We start from the raw sequence: 12,948 nt of genomic DNA, 5'->3' as shown, positions 1-12,948 counted from the left end.
AATCCTGAACTACCTGTTCCTTAAACTCTTTTGAGTAAGATGAATTTCTTTCTTTAGGCTTGAGAGCTTCTTGCCCATTGGCTTTATAGAGACTCGCCCATTGACGTATTCTGTTGTCACCATATTTCCCCATACCTAATTCAAAGGCAATATCAGATGCTGATTTCTTTCCTGATTGATAATCCTGTGCAGCCTTCAGTTTCTGTTCAAATGTATATTTTGCTTTTCTTCCCATAATAAAACCCCCTAAAAGCAGGGCAGTACATTTTGTGTATTTGTACTGTCTACCTTTAGGGGATCGTATCAGAGAGATAGCTTTTTATGCATTTATTCAACTTTATCTTTACGTGCTTCAATGACGCGTTCCTGTAAATACTTATCCATATATTCATAATCAAGGAAAGTTTCCGTAAAGTAACCAGAACCCTGCGTCATACTCTTAAGATCAATCGCAAAGTTCATGACTTCAGCCTGTGGTGCTTCAGCAGTAATCTTCATCAGGCCATCATCAAGAATTTCCTGACCGATAACACGTGAACGATGCTTATTGAAATAGCTCATGATATCACCAAGGTAAGATTCTTCACATACAGCATTTATTGTTACATATGGTTCAAGAAGAATTGGATTCGCTTTTGGTAAAGCGGACTTGAAGCACATGAGCGTAGCAGTCTTGAAGGCTTGTTCACTAGAATCAACTGGATGATATGAACCATCAAGTAAAGTAGCTTTAATGCCAAGCACTGGATAGCCAGCAAGCACACCATGTTGGACGGCTTCAGCTAAGCCTTTTTCAACAGCAGGGAAGTATGATTTTGGAACAGCTCCACCAAAGACTTCTTCAGCAAAGACATAAGGCGTATCGTAGTCGTGGGTTGGCTCAAACTTGATTTCGACATCACCATACTGACCATGGCCGCCCGTCTGCTTCTTATATTTTGTACGATGTGTCACTTCGTTTCTTATGGTTTCTCTGAAACATAAAGTGATGTCGGATAATTTTACTTCAACATTGTATTTATCTTTTAAGCGATCCACAACCGTAGTCAAATGAATATCACCTAAACCATAGAGGCATTGTTCTGCTGTTTCAGCATTTGTTTCAAAGCGAAGCGTTGGATCTTCTTCGAGGAAGCGATTGAGAGCTGCCGAGATCTTATCTTCATTCGCCTTGCCAATAGGTTTAAGTGCTTTACCATAATATGGCTGAGGGAATTTAATAGGTTCATCAACATATTGATAACCTGAAACATTCAGAACATCATTGGTATGTGTATCATCTAGCTTCATCACAGCCCCAATATCACCGGCATAAAGAACACCCGTTTCTTCCATTTTCTTACCTGTCATGATATAGATCTTTGAGAAGTCCTCTTCACGACCATTGCGCATATTGACGAGTTTCATGCCTGCCTCGACATGTCCAGTGACGACCTTAAAAATCGAAATATGTCCGGCAAATGGATCAGCAATAGTCTTGAACACATGGATGGATGTTGGTCTTCCTTCATCATATCCAGCGATATCTTCTTCACCGCTCTGCTTATTTGTGATAATAAAGGAATTTACAGTATCACCAGCAGCAGGGAAGAAAGCAACAATGGAATTCAGTAATTGCTGGATACCAATTGCATCCGTACCACAAAGAACAGGAATCAGTGAATGTTTAATAACACCTTCTCTTAAAGCTAAAGAAATTTCTTCTTTTGTGAATGGTTCTTCAGCAAGATACTTATCCAATAGATCATCGCTTGTATTAGCGACAGCCTCATCAATCATGTCCTTAACTGGCTGAATGAGGTCATCCATGCCTTCAGGAATAGGACAAGGCTTTGTTTCTTTGCCTTCAAAGCGACGCCCTTCCATCTTGGCAACGTTGACATAGCCCACCATCTTGTTGTTTTCCATGATTGGAACCTGGATAGGAGCGACCTGACGGCCATAGACTTCCTGGAGTTCTTTAAGTTTTTCATGATAATCATTATTTGGATAATCAATATTATTGATATATATGATTTTAGCTTTATCATGGGCTCTATACATAGCCTGCTTTGTGCCCGTTGTCAGACCTTTTGTGGCTGGTACGACAATGACAGCACTTTCTGATACAGCTAGTGCAGCCTGTACTTCACCTTGGAAGTCATAGGCACCAGGTGTATCCAAGAGATTGATTTTGCAGTTCTGCCATTCGAGTGGAATAACAGAAAGTGACATTGATGATTGTCTTTTCTTTTCCTCTTCATCAAAATCAGAAATGGTATTGCCTTGTTTAATTGTTCCGATCTGGCTTACCTTACCACTACGGTAAGCCATAGCCTCAATGACGCTTGTCTTCCCACTTCCTGAGTGGCCCAAGATTGCGACATTGCCTATTTCATCGGAGTGATAGTCTCTCATTAGTAATCCCTCCTTGTATAAAATAATGAAATGACTTTTATACAAATATGATACCACTTCTAATATATATATGAAAACGTTTACAATGAATTTTTAAAAACTTTTCATGTAAGTATTGCACCAAAGAGAATACATGCGTGATTAATAAGTATAATAGTGGTATGATGTTGGTATAGGAGGTGACTTATGGACTTTGTTGGCATGGGATTATTAGTAGCTTTATTTGTCGTAAATGCATTGGCGATTGATTTCATATATAATGAGAAATATAAGCGTGCTGGCTTTCTTAATATTGCTGCGTTATGTTTAACTGTAGCCTTAGCTTATAATTTCAAGCAAATGGAAGATATTATGAAAGTCTTTCTTGTGCTTGTCATTGTTGCCATTGCTTTCTTTGTACTAAGATTTGTCTTGCATAAAAGAAAGGCAAATAAAACAAAAATAGAGACTCAGACAGGAGAAAAAGATGAAAACAATTAATTTTGAAATTGAAATGGAAGATGGCGCTATAATGAAAGGAGAACTTTATCCTGAAATAGCTCCAATTACTGTGGAAAACTTTGTTAATCTTTGTAATGAACATTTTTATCAGGGCCTTATTTTTCACCGCGTCATTCCTGGATTCATGATTCAGGGTGGTGGCGTTGATCGTAACTTAAAAGGCAAAGAAGCGAAAAGCATTAAAGGAGAATTTGCTTCAAATGGTGTTAAAAATGACCTCAAACATACAAGAGGTGTCATTTCTATGGCTAGAACAATGATTCCTGATAGCGCAAGTTCACAATTCTTTATTATGCACCAGGATGCTCCTCATCTTGATGGGGAATATGCTGCCTTTGGAAAGGTACTTGAAGGCTTGGAAGAAGTTGACAAGATTGCCAATGTCAGAAGAGATTTCAGAGATTGCCCTTATGAAGCACAAGTTATTAAGGATATTCGTATTTTATAGGAGGAAAAGAAGATGAAGGTATTATTAGCAGGTGGAGCTGGTTATATCGGCTCACATACAGCACTTACTTTAACTGAGGCTGGTCATGAAGTTATTATTGTTGATAATTATGATAACTCTTGTGAAGAAGCTATATTACGAGTAGAAGAATTAGTAGGTAAGAAGATTAAACATTATGAAGCTGATGTTAAGGATAATGCGGCTTTAGATAAAATCTTTAAGGAAAATGATATTGATTGTGTTATTCATTTTGCTGGCTTAAAGGCAGTTGGCGAATCTGTCGTAAAGCCAATTGAATACTATCGTAACAATATTGATACAACATTGTCATTACTTGAAACAATGCGCGCTAATGATGTACATAACTTTGTCTTCTCATCAAGTGCTACAGTCTATGGTGCAGAAAATGACTCGCCACTTTATGAAACAATGAAGAAGGGTACATGTACTAACCCATATGGCTGGACAAAGTGGATGATGGAACAGATACTAACTGATGCAGCTCATGCAGATGAAAACTTATCAGTAGTCTTGCTTAGATACTTCAACCCAATTGGTGCCCATGAAAGTGGACGTATTGGTGAAGATCCAACAGGTATTCCTAATAACTTAATGCCATATGTTACACAGACAGCAGTTGGCATTCGTGATCATTTAACAGTCTTTGGTGATGATTATGATACTCCTGATGGAACATGTCAGCGTGACTATATCCATGTTATGGACTTAGCTGATGGTCATGTTAAGGCTGTAGAATATGCTGCTACACGCAAGGGTGTGGATATTATTAACCTTGGTACTGGTACACCATACTCAGTCCTTGATATCGTTCATGCTTTTGAAAAAGCCAACAACTTAAAATTAAAATATGAAATTGGCCCAAGACGTGCAGGTGATTTAGCCGTATGTTATAGTAATGCGGATAAGGCTAAAGAAGTCCTTGGCTGGGAAGCAAAACGCAATCTTGAAGATATGTGTCGTGATAGCTGGAACTGGCAGAAAAACAATCCAAATGGTTATAAAAAGTAGAATGGAGCAATCCATTCTCTTTTTTTGATATAATCAAATAATTGTCTTTTTTTTAGAACTATTTGTAGTTGCAAGATGTATATAAAAGGCATATAATATTTGAGTTGCTGTAGATTGAAAAGCGAATATGATATCTATATTTTATATATGTAATATATGTATTAAATTTAGCAAAAAGATGAATAGATATGAATAATTCTTTGATATCCTAAAAATATAATGAAATAATTTTGTGTTTTTGTTATAATATGGAAGTGTTTAGAAGGTGGTGCAATTGTGAAAGAAGGAATTAGACGTGAATACAAGAAGCAGTATGACGCCTCTACAAAGAAAATAGATATTGTGAATGTGCCTGAATTTAATTTTATTATGGTTGATGGCATTGGTAATCCGAAGGTGGAAGAATTTAAATTAAAGAGTGAAGCCTTACGTATCATGAGTCAGGAAATCAGAGAATATTTCAAGAAAGAAAAAGACTTACTTTATCTTTTATCACCATTAGAAGGCCTGTGGGATACATATGATAACTCACGTTTTGATGTGACACGTAAAAAGATGATTAAGTTTACATTAATGATGGCACAACCTAAATTACTTGATCAGACAACGTTTGAAATCATTAAACAATCAGTTGCCAACAAGAAAGACAATCCTTATATCATCGATATTTATCTCAAGAAGTTTGAAGAAGGCGAATGTGTACAGATGTTACATAAAGGTGCCTATAATACAGAAATTGATACAACCAAACAGATCATGGAATTCATTACTGTTCAGAATATGAAATTAACGGGATTCCATCATGAAATCTATCTCAATGATCCTAATAAGATTGTTGAAGAAAAACTGAAAACAATTGTTCGTTATGCAATTGAGGAGGATGCTGTTTAAGGGCATCCTTTTATGTTTTTGTAGAGGTTTTATGGTAAGATGATACAAAAGGAGTTGGTTAGATGAAATTAGTATCATGGAATGTCAATGGCATTCGTGCATGTTTAAATAAAGGTTTTGAAGAAAGCTTTCATAAGCTTAATGCGGATATCTTTGCCCTGCAGGAGACAAAAGCGCAACCCGAACAGATCGAACTAGAGTTTGAAGGCTATCATAAATATGTCAATAGCGCTAAGAAGAAGGGCTATAGCGGGGTAGCTGTCTTTGCGAAAGAAGAACCTCTCGCTGTTACAAAGGGGATTGGCATAGAAGAACATGATCAGGAAGGACGTGTTCTAACGCTTGAATATCCTGATTTCTATTTTGTAGCTTGTTATACACCAAATAGTAAACGTGAATTAGCTAGACTGGATTATCGAATGGAATGGGAAGATGCTTTTTTAGCTTATCTTGATCATCTCAAGCTAAAGAAATCAGTCATTCTATGTGGTGATCTCAATGTCGCTCATGAAGAAATTGACTTAAAGAATCCAAAAACAAATCATAAGAATGCAGGCTTTAGTGATGAAGAGAGAGCGAAAATGACACAGCTGTTATCTCATGGTTATATTGATACATATCGTTATTTCTATCCTGATCAGGAAGGTGTTTATTCTTGGTGGAGCTATATGTTTAAGGCTAGAGAGAAGAATGCAGGATGGCGTATTGATTATTTTATTGTCTCTGATGATTTAAAGGATCAGCTTGTGGATGCTTATATTTATACGGATATTATGGGCAGTGATCATTGCCCAGTTGGCTTGGAGGTAAATTTGTGATGAAATTGATGATGATATCTGATATTCATGGTGATTACAGCTCACTTAAGAAAGTCATGGATGTCTATGACCAGGGTGATTTTGACAAGCTTGTCATTTTAGGCGATATTCTCTACCATGGCCCAAGAAATGATTTACCAGAAGGCTATGCGCCAAAGAAATGCATTCCATTACTCAATGCACATAAGCATGATATTCTCGCTGTTAGAGGGAATTGTGATGCAGAAGTCGATCAGATGGTGCTAGAATTCCCAATGCGTGCAGATTACTTGGAAATGTATGTTGATGGACATCGCTTCTATTTAACCCATGGACATCTTTATAATGAAACAAACTTCCCACACTTAAATGCTGGTGATGTCTATTGTTATGGTCATTTTCATATACCTGTTCTAGAAAAAGAAAGTGATTATTTTAAAGTGAATCCTAATTCGATATCCTTGCCTAAAAAAGGAATCCAGTCCTTTATTGTATATGAAGATGAAACATTTAAACTCTATAGCCTAGAGAATGAATTGTTGGATACATTAAATATTGCTGGAAATTAAAAATCCCGTGAAAACGCTTTAAAAGTATGGTATTTTTGAATAAGGGAGGTATACGCTATGACTAAGTATCGTGATATTGCTGATCAGATTCGCAGCAAGATCATAAACGGAGAGTATACCGTTGGCATGAAGCTCCCTTATGAATATATTTTATGTGTGAATTATCGTTGTAATAAAGAAACGATGAAAAAAGCACTGGATATTCTTGTCAAAGAAGGATTGATTATTCGTCGTCGGGGAGCGGGTACATTTGTCAAGGAAACAACACTCCAGGATGGCATCAATAAACAGTTTGAGCGCAGTCTGACAAGACGCTTTCTAGGTAGAAAGACAGTCTCAAGCCAAGTCATTGTCTTTGAGGTGGTGCCGGCAGATCATTTTCTTGCTGAAAAATTGCAGATTGAAGAGGGAGATTTCGTCTATCATATTATTCGTGATCGCTCACTTGATGGAGAACCTTACGTAGAAGGAATCACCTATCTTCCTTTAAATATTGTTCCTCATCTTAAAGTCAACATACTGAATCATTCCTTATATGATTATATTACCCAGGACTTACATTTACGCATACAAAGCTGTCATCTCAATATTACCTCTTCTCTTTCATCATCAATGGAAAGAGATTTCTTAGGCCTTAGCAAGGGAGAACCCTATATTCAGGAAGAACAGACAACATATCTGACAACTGGGGCTATCTTAGAGTATTGTCTTTCCCGCTATCATTATGCGCAATATGAATTTTCAACGATTCTTGTCAATCATTAAAGTGTTTGTTAGAATATAAACGTTGTGATTCAAAAAATATAAGGAGTGGAATTTATGGAGAAGGAATTTAAGGTAAGACCTAACTATGCGGTTGGAGTCTTTAATGCAGCAGTTGTCATCATGCTTATCTTTAATCTTTCAAGCTTTATTAATGGACAGCTTACACTAGCATCATTTATGTTCTATGTTGTCTTTACGGCAGTCTTGACTTTCTATTTTGTGGGCTGTCGTCCAGTAAAATATACCGTAAAAGATAAAGAAGTCATTATGCATAGAAGACTGATTCCTGATAAAAAGGTCGATTTAATTCATGCAGAAGTCATTGCCGATCCCGTTTCAAAAATGAGCGATATCGTAACAAGACCTCATGCCATAGAACTTTATATGGATGATAAGGCATGCATTAAGTTCTTCCCGATGGATGCAGCAGCATTCACGGGTGCAATTTTAGGGGAAAACAAGCGTATCCATTGTACTGTAAAAGCTTATACAGATATGCATCGTAAGATTGAAAAACGTGAACGTAAACAACGTCGTAAAGAAGAACGCAGAAGAAGAAGCCATATTGAAGAATAGGCTTCTTTTTTTAGACTTCTAGTATTAAAGAGGCATTGTGGCTATACCACATAATTAGGATTGCATCTTATTTATAACACTATTCTATGCTATCAGTTTTAAAGATTTAAGGCTTAGAAATCTCTTTTGTGACATGATTGGAATAATACGTATAAAAAACTTTTTATATTAAAATTCATAAAATATCATGAAATATTTATATATTTTTAAGAATAATCATGTTGTGAGTAATAAAAGTATGGTATTTTTAAGTTAAAACTCATTGACAATTGAAAGGGCTTACCTTACAATATTGTTGTCGAAAATATTTCAAAGGGAGGAAAATTTATGGACGCATTTGCTGACACTTTGGGTCGCGTTGGTGCTTGGTTCGGTCAGAATAAATATTTATCTGCCATCAAGAACGCATTCCAAAACTTCATGCCAGCGACTATTACTGGCGCTGTTGGTGTACTATGGACTAACGTCTTAGTCAACTCCAGCACAGGTTTAGGTAAACTTTGGTCTCCTATCATGGCCTTAGAAGTACTAAACCCTATCTTTTCTGCTATGCAGTATGCAACTATCTCATGTATCACTATTGGTGTAACAATGTTAATCGCATCGGAAATTGCTGAGGCTAACGGTGAAACTGGTTCTTATCCAGCTGTTCTTGGATTCATCCTTTGGATGATGGTCACTCCAACTTCATTCACTGCTGGTTCATTATCAACTTCAGTTACATCTGCTGGTGGTAATACAGTTTCAGTAAGCTTAGCTGACTTATTTAATTCTAAAGGTGTAGCTGCTGCTCTTGCCAAAGCTGCAAAAGCAACATTGCCTGCAGGTGATAAGTTAAAAGCTGGTGCTGCTAAGGGTATTACAGTTGATAGCTTTGGTTATCAAGGTATCCTTTCTAACTACACTGCTGCAACTGGTTTATTCACTGGTTTAATTGTTGCCATTGTTGGTATGGAAATCTATAATGCATTCCGTAAGAATGATGCATTAAAGATCAAGATGCCTGAACAGGTTCCACCTGGAGTTGCTAAGGCATTCGAAGTCTTAATTCCTACTACATTAACTGCAATTGTTGTTGGTGCTGTTGGCTTAGTTGTTCAGTTAGCGACTGGCGCTGAATTAAACGCATTAATCTATAACTTAGTACAGAAACCATTAGGTAGCATTATCGGTGGTAACATTGTTGCATTAAGCTTCATGTACATCATCATCATGTTATTCTGGTGCGTAGGTATTCATGGTAACAACATGTTAGCTGCTATCAAGGAACCTATCTTAAGACCATTACTTTACGAGAATACTGCTGCTTATACAGCTGGTAAAGAACCACCTAATGTATTCAACTTAACAATGTGTCAGGGCTTCGCTGAATGGGGCGGTTCTGGTGTAACTCTTGGCTTAGTATTCGCTATCTTGATTTTCTCTAGACGTGAAGATAACAGAACAATCGCTGGTATCTCATTAGTTCCAGGTTTATTCAATATCAACGAAACTATGACATTCGGTTTACCATTAGTATTAAACCCAATCTTAGACATCCCATTCATCTTCGCTCCAGTTATCACATTAATTATTGGTTATATCTTAACAATTTCTGGATTCTGTCCTAAAGTTGTCCTTGAAGTTCCATGGACAATGCCACCAGTTATCTTCATGTTCGTCGCAACAGGTGGTAAGATTAGGGGTGCCGTTTCACAGTTGATCGTTATTGCTGTTTCTACATTAGTGTACATTCCATTCTTATTAGCTTACGAACGTACACAGAACAAGCAGTCAGCTGCTGAATAGTATGCTTATTGGAAGAGTGAATTTTCACTCTTCTTTTTTTGATTTATGAAAACTTTGGATTTTTGTATACAAAATATATTTTATCATTATAATAGGGGACAAAAGGAGAATAAGAAAAATGGATATGGATTCTTTACTTGAACAATATGGTTCTTTAACATTCTCGGATGAGGTCTTAAAGGGCCGTATTCCCAAGTCTACTTATAAGGCTTTTCATGAGTCATTAGCGAAGGATGAGCCACTCTCAAAGGAAACGGCAACAGTCATTGCCAATGCAATGAAGATCTGGGCTGTTGAACATGGGGCAACTCATTTCACACATTGGTTTACGCCAATGACAGGTCTTACAGCTGAGAAACATGATGCTTTCTTAGAACCTGATGGTGAACATGCGGTGCTTGAATTTAGTGGGAAGACACTACGTAAAGGTGAACCTGACGCATCAAGTTTCCCTAGTGGGGGCTTACGTGCAACATTTGAAGCAAGAGGCTATACGTCATGGGATTGTACATCACCAGCTTTTGTGAAGAATGGGTCACTATATATTCCAACCCTCTTTTGTTCCTATACAGGTGAGGCGCTTGATGAAAAAACGCCACTCTTAAGATCATTAGAAGCATTGAATCGTTCAGCATTACGTCTCATGCCAGCGCTTGGCCTGGATGATGTGAAACATGTCAATGCATCAGTCGGGGCAGAACAGGAATATTTCCTCGTCCCTGATGAATATTATCAGAAACGTATTGACTTAAAGCTCACAGGTCGTACGCTCTACGGTGCAATGGCACCTAAGGGACAGGAATTAGGGGATCATTATTTTGGTTCTATTAAACGTAAAGTTGGTGCCTTTATGAAGGAATTAGACCAGGAGTTATGGAAGTATGGCATTCCCTCAAAGACTAAGCATAACGAAGTCGCACCTGCCCAGCATGAGGTTGCTTGTGTTTATGCGGCATGTAATATTACTGCTGACAATAACCATCTCTTGATGCAGTTAGCCCAGGATATTGCTAAGAAGCATGGCTTAAGATGCTTATTGCATGAAAAACCATTTGATGGTGTCAATGGCTCAGGTAAGCACAACAACTGGTCCATTACGACGGATACAGGTGTCAATCTCTTTAATCCAGGAAAGGATCCATTACATAACTTACCATTCCTCGCTACATTGGCATGTACGATTAAAGGTGTTGATGAATATGCGGAATTATTAAGACTTTCGGCAGCAAGTGCTGGTAATGACCATCGTCTAGGTGCTGATGAAGCTCCACCTGCCATCGTTTCGATGTTCTTAGGAGATGACCTGGATGCGGTTGTCAACCACATCATTCGTCATGAAGATGCGAAAGAAGAAAGCCATGAAAGATTCCAGACAGGTGTCTCTGTCATTCCAACATTCTCAAAAGATACAACTGATCGTAATAGAACATCCCCATTTGCCTTTACAGGTAATAAGTTTGAATTCCGTGCAGTCGGCAGTGCCCAATCAATCTCAAGTGCCAACACTGTTCTTAATACAATGATGGCTCAGGAAATGGATGAAATGTGTAATCGTATTGAAGCTGGGGAAGATATCATGGATGTCATTCGTTCATTCTTTAAAGAACACCAGCGTATTATCTTCAATGGTGATGGTTATTCAGAAGCATGGCAAGAAGAAGCTATGCGTAGAGGCTTACCAAACAATCGCAATACAGTTGATGCCGTAAGATGTTTAAACGAAGAACGCTATATCCAGCTCTTTGAAAAGCAGGGTGTCTATACACGTACAGAAATTGCTTCGCGCTATGATATTCGTTTGGATAATTATGTGAAAACCATTCAGGTCGAAGCATTAACTGCTAAACGTATGGCGCAGAATCAGCTTTATCCAGCTGTATTACGTTATATTGGTCAGATCAGTGAAGATTGCAGTGGCTTAAAGAATAATGGTATTGATAATGACTTCTTAGTTGATGATCTGAGAAATCTTGCGGATGGCGCAAGAAAGATGAAAGAAGAAATGCAGACTTTAGATCAGGCAATTGTAAAAGCACAGAGTCTTGTTAATCGTGAAAAGATGGAAGAAGCAGTGGCATGGCGTGATGAAGTTCTCCCTGCCATGAATGCTTTACGTGCGACAACTGATCATCTTGAAACAATGGTTGCTGATGGGAACTGGCCAATTCCAACATATACTGATTTATTATTTGGTATCTAAAATAGAAAAAGGAGCATGTCTCCTTTTTTTTTAGGTGTGAGTTTGATATAATTAGTAATACGTTAGGGGGTAATGCGTATGAGAATCAGGTTATATAATCGAATGGATTTAGATGATGTCTTAAAGTTATATTATGATACAGTTCATTCTGTCTGTGCGCAGGATTATTCTCTTGAAGAACTTGATGCCATGGCACCAGAGAAGCCCAATATCTATCATTGGGAAACATCCTTAGAAAAGAACCATACGATTGTGGCTGTTAATGATGAAGATGAGATTATTGGCTTTGGAAATATTGGGCAGACAGGTTTCTTAGATCGTTTATATGTTGATAAGGACTATCTGCATCAAGGTGTGGCAAGTGCACTTGTGAAGCATCTAGAAAATTATGCAAAGGTCAATGGCAACAATATTATTGATACGATCTCAACGATTTCATCAGAAGACTTCTTTAAGAAGTTAGGATATAAGACTCTTAGTGAAGATATTAGTGAACTAAGAGGGGAAAGAATTGTGGGGTATGCAATGGAAAAGAAGCTCTAAGCTTCTTTTTAAATGTTATGAAGAAATTACGATATTATTTACCATCAATTTGTATATTGGTGATGATTTTTGGCTTTTCTAGCCAGAATGGCCATCAATCCGGTTCATTGTCAGATGCCATCTATTATAGCCTGAATGCCTTGATCACATTGCCATTTTCTAAAGACAGCATGGTCTTTGTAATCCGTAAGTGTGCTCATATGACGGAGTTTGGCTTACTGGCTTTATCACTCTATTATGGCATGGCTAAGAATGGCCATACCAAGCTATTCGTTAAAGCGCTCTTATTGACATTTGTCTTTGCCTGCACGGATGAATTTCATCAGCTCTTTATTGCCGGAAGGGCAGGACAATTTAGAGATGTTCTTATTGATACTACGGGTGGATTGCTCTTTTTATCCCTTTTACAATTGATCAGATATCAAAAAGGATCGAACTCTTAAT

At 37.6% G+C, this 12,948-nt stretch carries 14 protein-coding genes; 12 read left to right on the top strand and 2 right to left on the bottom strand.

Annotated elements, in window-relative coordinates:
* Positions 1 to 235: helix-turn-helix domain-containing protein (locus T529_RS0107580; RefSeq protein WP_033163016.1), on the bottom strand; the 235-nt coding region annotated here is incomplete at its 3' end.
* 92 nt (positions 236 to 327) lie between these two features.
* Entirely contained in the window at positions 328 to 2,397 is a 2,070-nt protein-coding gene (locus T529_RS0107575) for an elongation factor G (protein ID WP_033163015.1), read from the bottom strand.
* Between the two features lie 186 nt (positions 2,398 to 2,583).
* Here T529_RS0107575 and T529_RS0107570 point away from each other — a divergent pair, with 186 nt between their 5' ends.
* The 12 genes from T529_RS0107570 to T529_RS0107515 all read left to right on the top strand — a co-directional run bounded on the left by T529_RS0107570 (position 2,584) and on the right by T529_RS0107515 (position 12,947).
* Positions 2,584 to 2,877, top strand: coding sequence for a hypothetical protein (locus T529_RS0107570; protein WP_033163014.1), 294 nt, complete (start codon positions 2,584 to 2,586; stop codon positions 2,875 to 2,877).
* Positions 2,864 to 3,346 carry a peptidylprolyl isomerase gene (locus tag T529_RS0107565; RefSeq protein ID WP_033163013.1) on the top strand — a complete coding sequence of 161 codons (483 nt, stop codon included), beginning with the start codon at positions 2,864 to 2,866 and terminating at the stop codon, positions 3,344 to 3,346. The genes T529_RS0107570 and T529_RS0107565 overlap by 14 nt, the downstream gene beginning before the upstream one ends.
* A 12-nt stretch (positions 3,347 to 3,358) precedes the next feature.
* Entirely contained in the window at positions 3,359 to 4,375 is a 1,017-nt protein-coding gene (gene galE, locus T529_RS0107560) for a UDP-glucose 4-epimerase GalE (protein WP_033163012.1), read from the top strand.
* 276 nt (positions 4,376 to 4,651) lie between these two features.
* Positions 4,652 to 5,266, top strand: coding sequence for a GyrI-like domain-containing protein (locus T529_RS0107555; protein WP_033163011.1), 615 nt, complete (start codon positions 4,652 to 4,654; stop codon positions 5,264 to 5,266).
* 62 nt (positions 5,267 to 5,328) lie between these two features.
* On the top strand, positions 5,329 to 6,084 hold the full coding sequence (locus T529_RS0107550) for an exodeoxyribonuclease III (RefSeq protein WP_033163010.1): 756 nt from the start codon (positions 5,329 to 5,331) through the stop codon (positions 6,082 to 6,084).
* On the top strand, positions 6,084 to 6,632 hold the full coding sequence (gene yfcE, locus T529_RS0107545; RefSeq protein WP_033163009.1) for a phosphodiesterase: 549 nt from the start codon (positions 6,084 to 6,086) through the stop codon (positions 6,630 to 6,632). The genes T529_RS0107550 and yfcE overlap by 1 nt, the downstream gene beginning before the upstream one ends.
* A gap of 57 nt (positions 6,633 to 6,689) precedes the next feature.
* On the top strand, positions 6,690 to 7,397 hold the full coding sequence (locus tag T529_RS0107540) for a GntR family transcriptional regulator (protein ID WP_033163008.1): 708 nt from the start codon (positions 6,690 to 6,692) through the stop codon (positions 7,395 to 7,397).
* A 54-nt stretch (positions 7,398 to 7,451) separates the two neighbouring features.
* Positions 7,452 to 7,973, top strand: a complete 522-nt coding sequence (locus tag T529_RS0107535; protein ID WP_033163007.1) for a hypothetical protein — start codon at positions 7,452 to 7,454, stop codon at positions 7,971 to 7,973.
* Positions 7,974 to 8,300: 327 nt separating this feature from the next.
* A complete protein-coding gene (locus T529_RS0107530) occupies positions 8,301 to 9,761 on the top strand; it encodes a PTS sugar transporter subunit IIC (RefSeq protein ID WP_033163006.1) in 1,461 nt (486 codons plus the stop codon).
* A gap of 118 nt (positions 9,762 to 9,879) precedes the next feature.
* A complete protein-coding gene (locus T529_RS0107525; RefSeq protein ID WP_033163005.1) occupies positions 9,880 to 11,961 on the top strand; it encodes a glutamine synthetase III family protein in 2,082 nt (693 codons plus the stop codon).
* A gap of 78 nt (positions 11,962 to 12,039) precedes the next feature.
* Positions 12,040 to 12,504, top strand: coding sequence for a GNAT family N-acetyltransferase (locus T529_RS0107520; RefSeq protein WP_033163004.1), 465 nt, complete (start codon positions 12,040 to 12,042; stop codon positions 12,502 to 12,504).
* 17 nt (positions 12,505 to 12,521) lie between these two features.
* Positions 12,522 to 12,947: a VanZ family protein gene (locus T529_RS0107515; protein ID WP_033163003.1), complete on the top strand. Its 426-nt coding sequence runs from the start codon at positions 12,522 to 12,524 to the stop codon at positions 12,945 to 12,947.
* The last annotated feature ends 1 nt before the right edge of the window (position 12,948 follow it).

Source organism: Sharpea azabuensis DSM 18934, from assembly GCF_000702165.1.
GTDB classification, from domain to species: Bacteria; Bacillota_I; Bacilli_A; order Erysipelotrichales; family Coprobacillaceae; genus Sharpea; species Sharpea azabuensis.
Note: the sequence above shows the minus strand (reverse complement) of the source record. Positions and strands in the feature narration are given on the sequence as shown.

Bases quoted from the DNA above. Each gene is read 5' to 3' on its own strand.
- T529_RS0107575 (WP_033163015.1), bottom strand. From the start codon at position 2,397: ATGAGAGACTATCACTCCGATGAAATAGGCAATGTCGCAATCTTGGGC.
- T529_RS0107570 (WP_033163014.1), top strand. From the start codon at position 2,584: ATGGACTTTGTTGGCATGGGATTATTAGTAGCTTTATTTGTCGTAAAT.
- T529_RS0107565 (WP_033163013.1), top strand. From the start codon at position 2,864: ATGAAAACAATTAATTTTGAAATTGAAATGGAAGATGGCGCTATAATG.
- galE (WP_033163012.1), top strand. From the start codon at position 3,359: ATGAAGGTATTATTAGCAGGTGGAGCTGGTTATATCGGCTCACATACA.
- T529_RS0107550 (WP_033163010.1), top strand. From the start codon at position 5,329: ATGAAATTAGTATCATGGAATGTCAATGGCATTCGTGCATGTTTAAAT.
- yfcE (WP_033163009.1), top strand. From the start codon at position 6,084: ATGAAATTGATGATGATATCTGATATTCATGGTGATTACAGCTCACTT.
- T529_RS0107540 (WP_033163008.1), top strand. From the start codon at position 6,690: ATGACTAAGTATCGTGATATTGCTGATCAGATTCGCAGCAAGATCATA.
- T529_RS0107535 (WP_033163007.1), top strand. From the start codon at position 7,452: ATGGAGAAGGAATTTAAGGTAAGACCTAACTATGCGGTTGGAGTCTTT.
- T529_RS0107530 (WP_033163006.1), top strand. From the start codon at position 8,301: ATGGACGCATTTGCTGACACTTTGGGTCGCGTTGGTGCTTGGTTCGGT.
- T529_RS0107525 (WP_033163005.1), top strand. From the start codon at position 9,880: ATGGATATGGATTCTTTACTTGAACAATATGGTTCTTTAACATTCTCG.
- T529_RS0107520 (WP_033163004.1), top strand. From the start codon at position 12,040: ATGAGAATCAGGTTATATAATCGAATGGATTTAGATGATGTCTTAAAG.
- T529_RS0107515 (WP_033163003.1), top strand. From the start codon at position 12,522: ATGAAGAAATTACGATATTATTTACCATCAATTTGTATATTGGTGATG.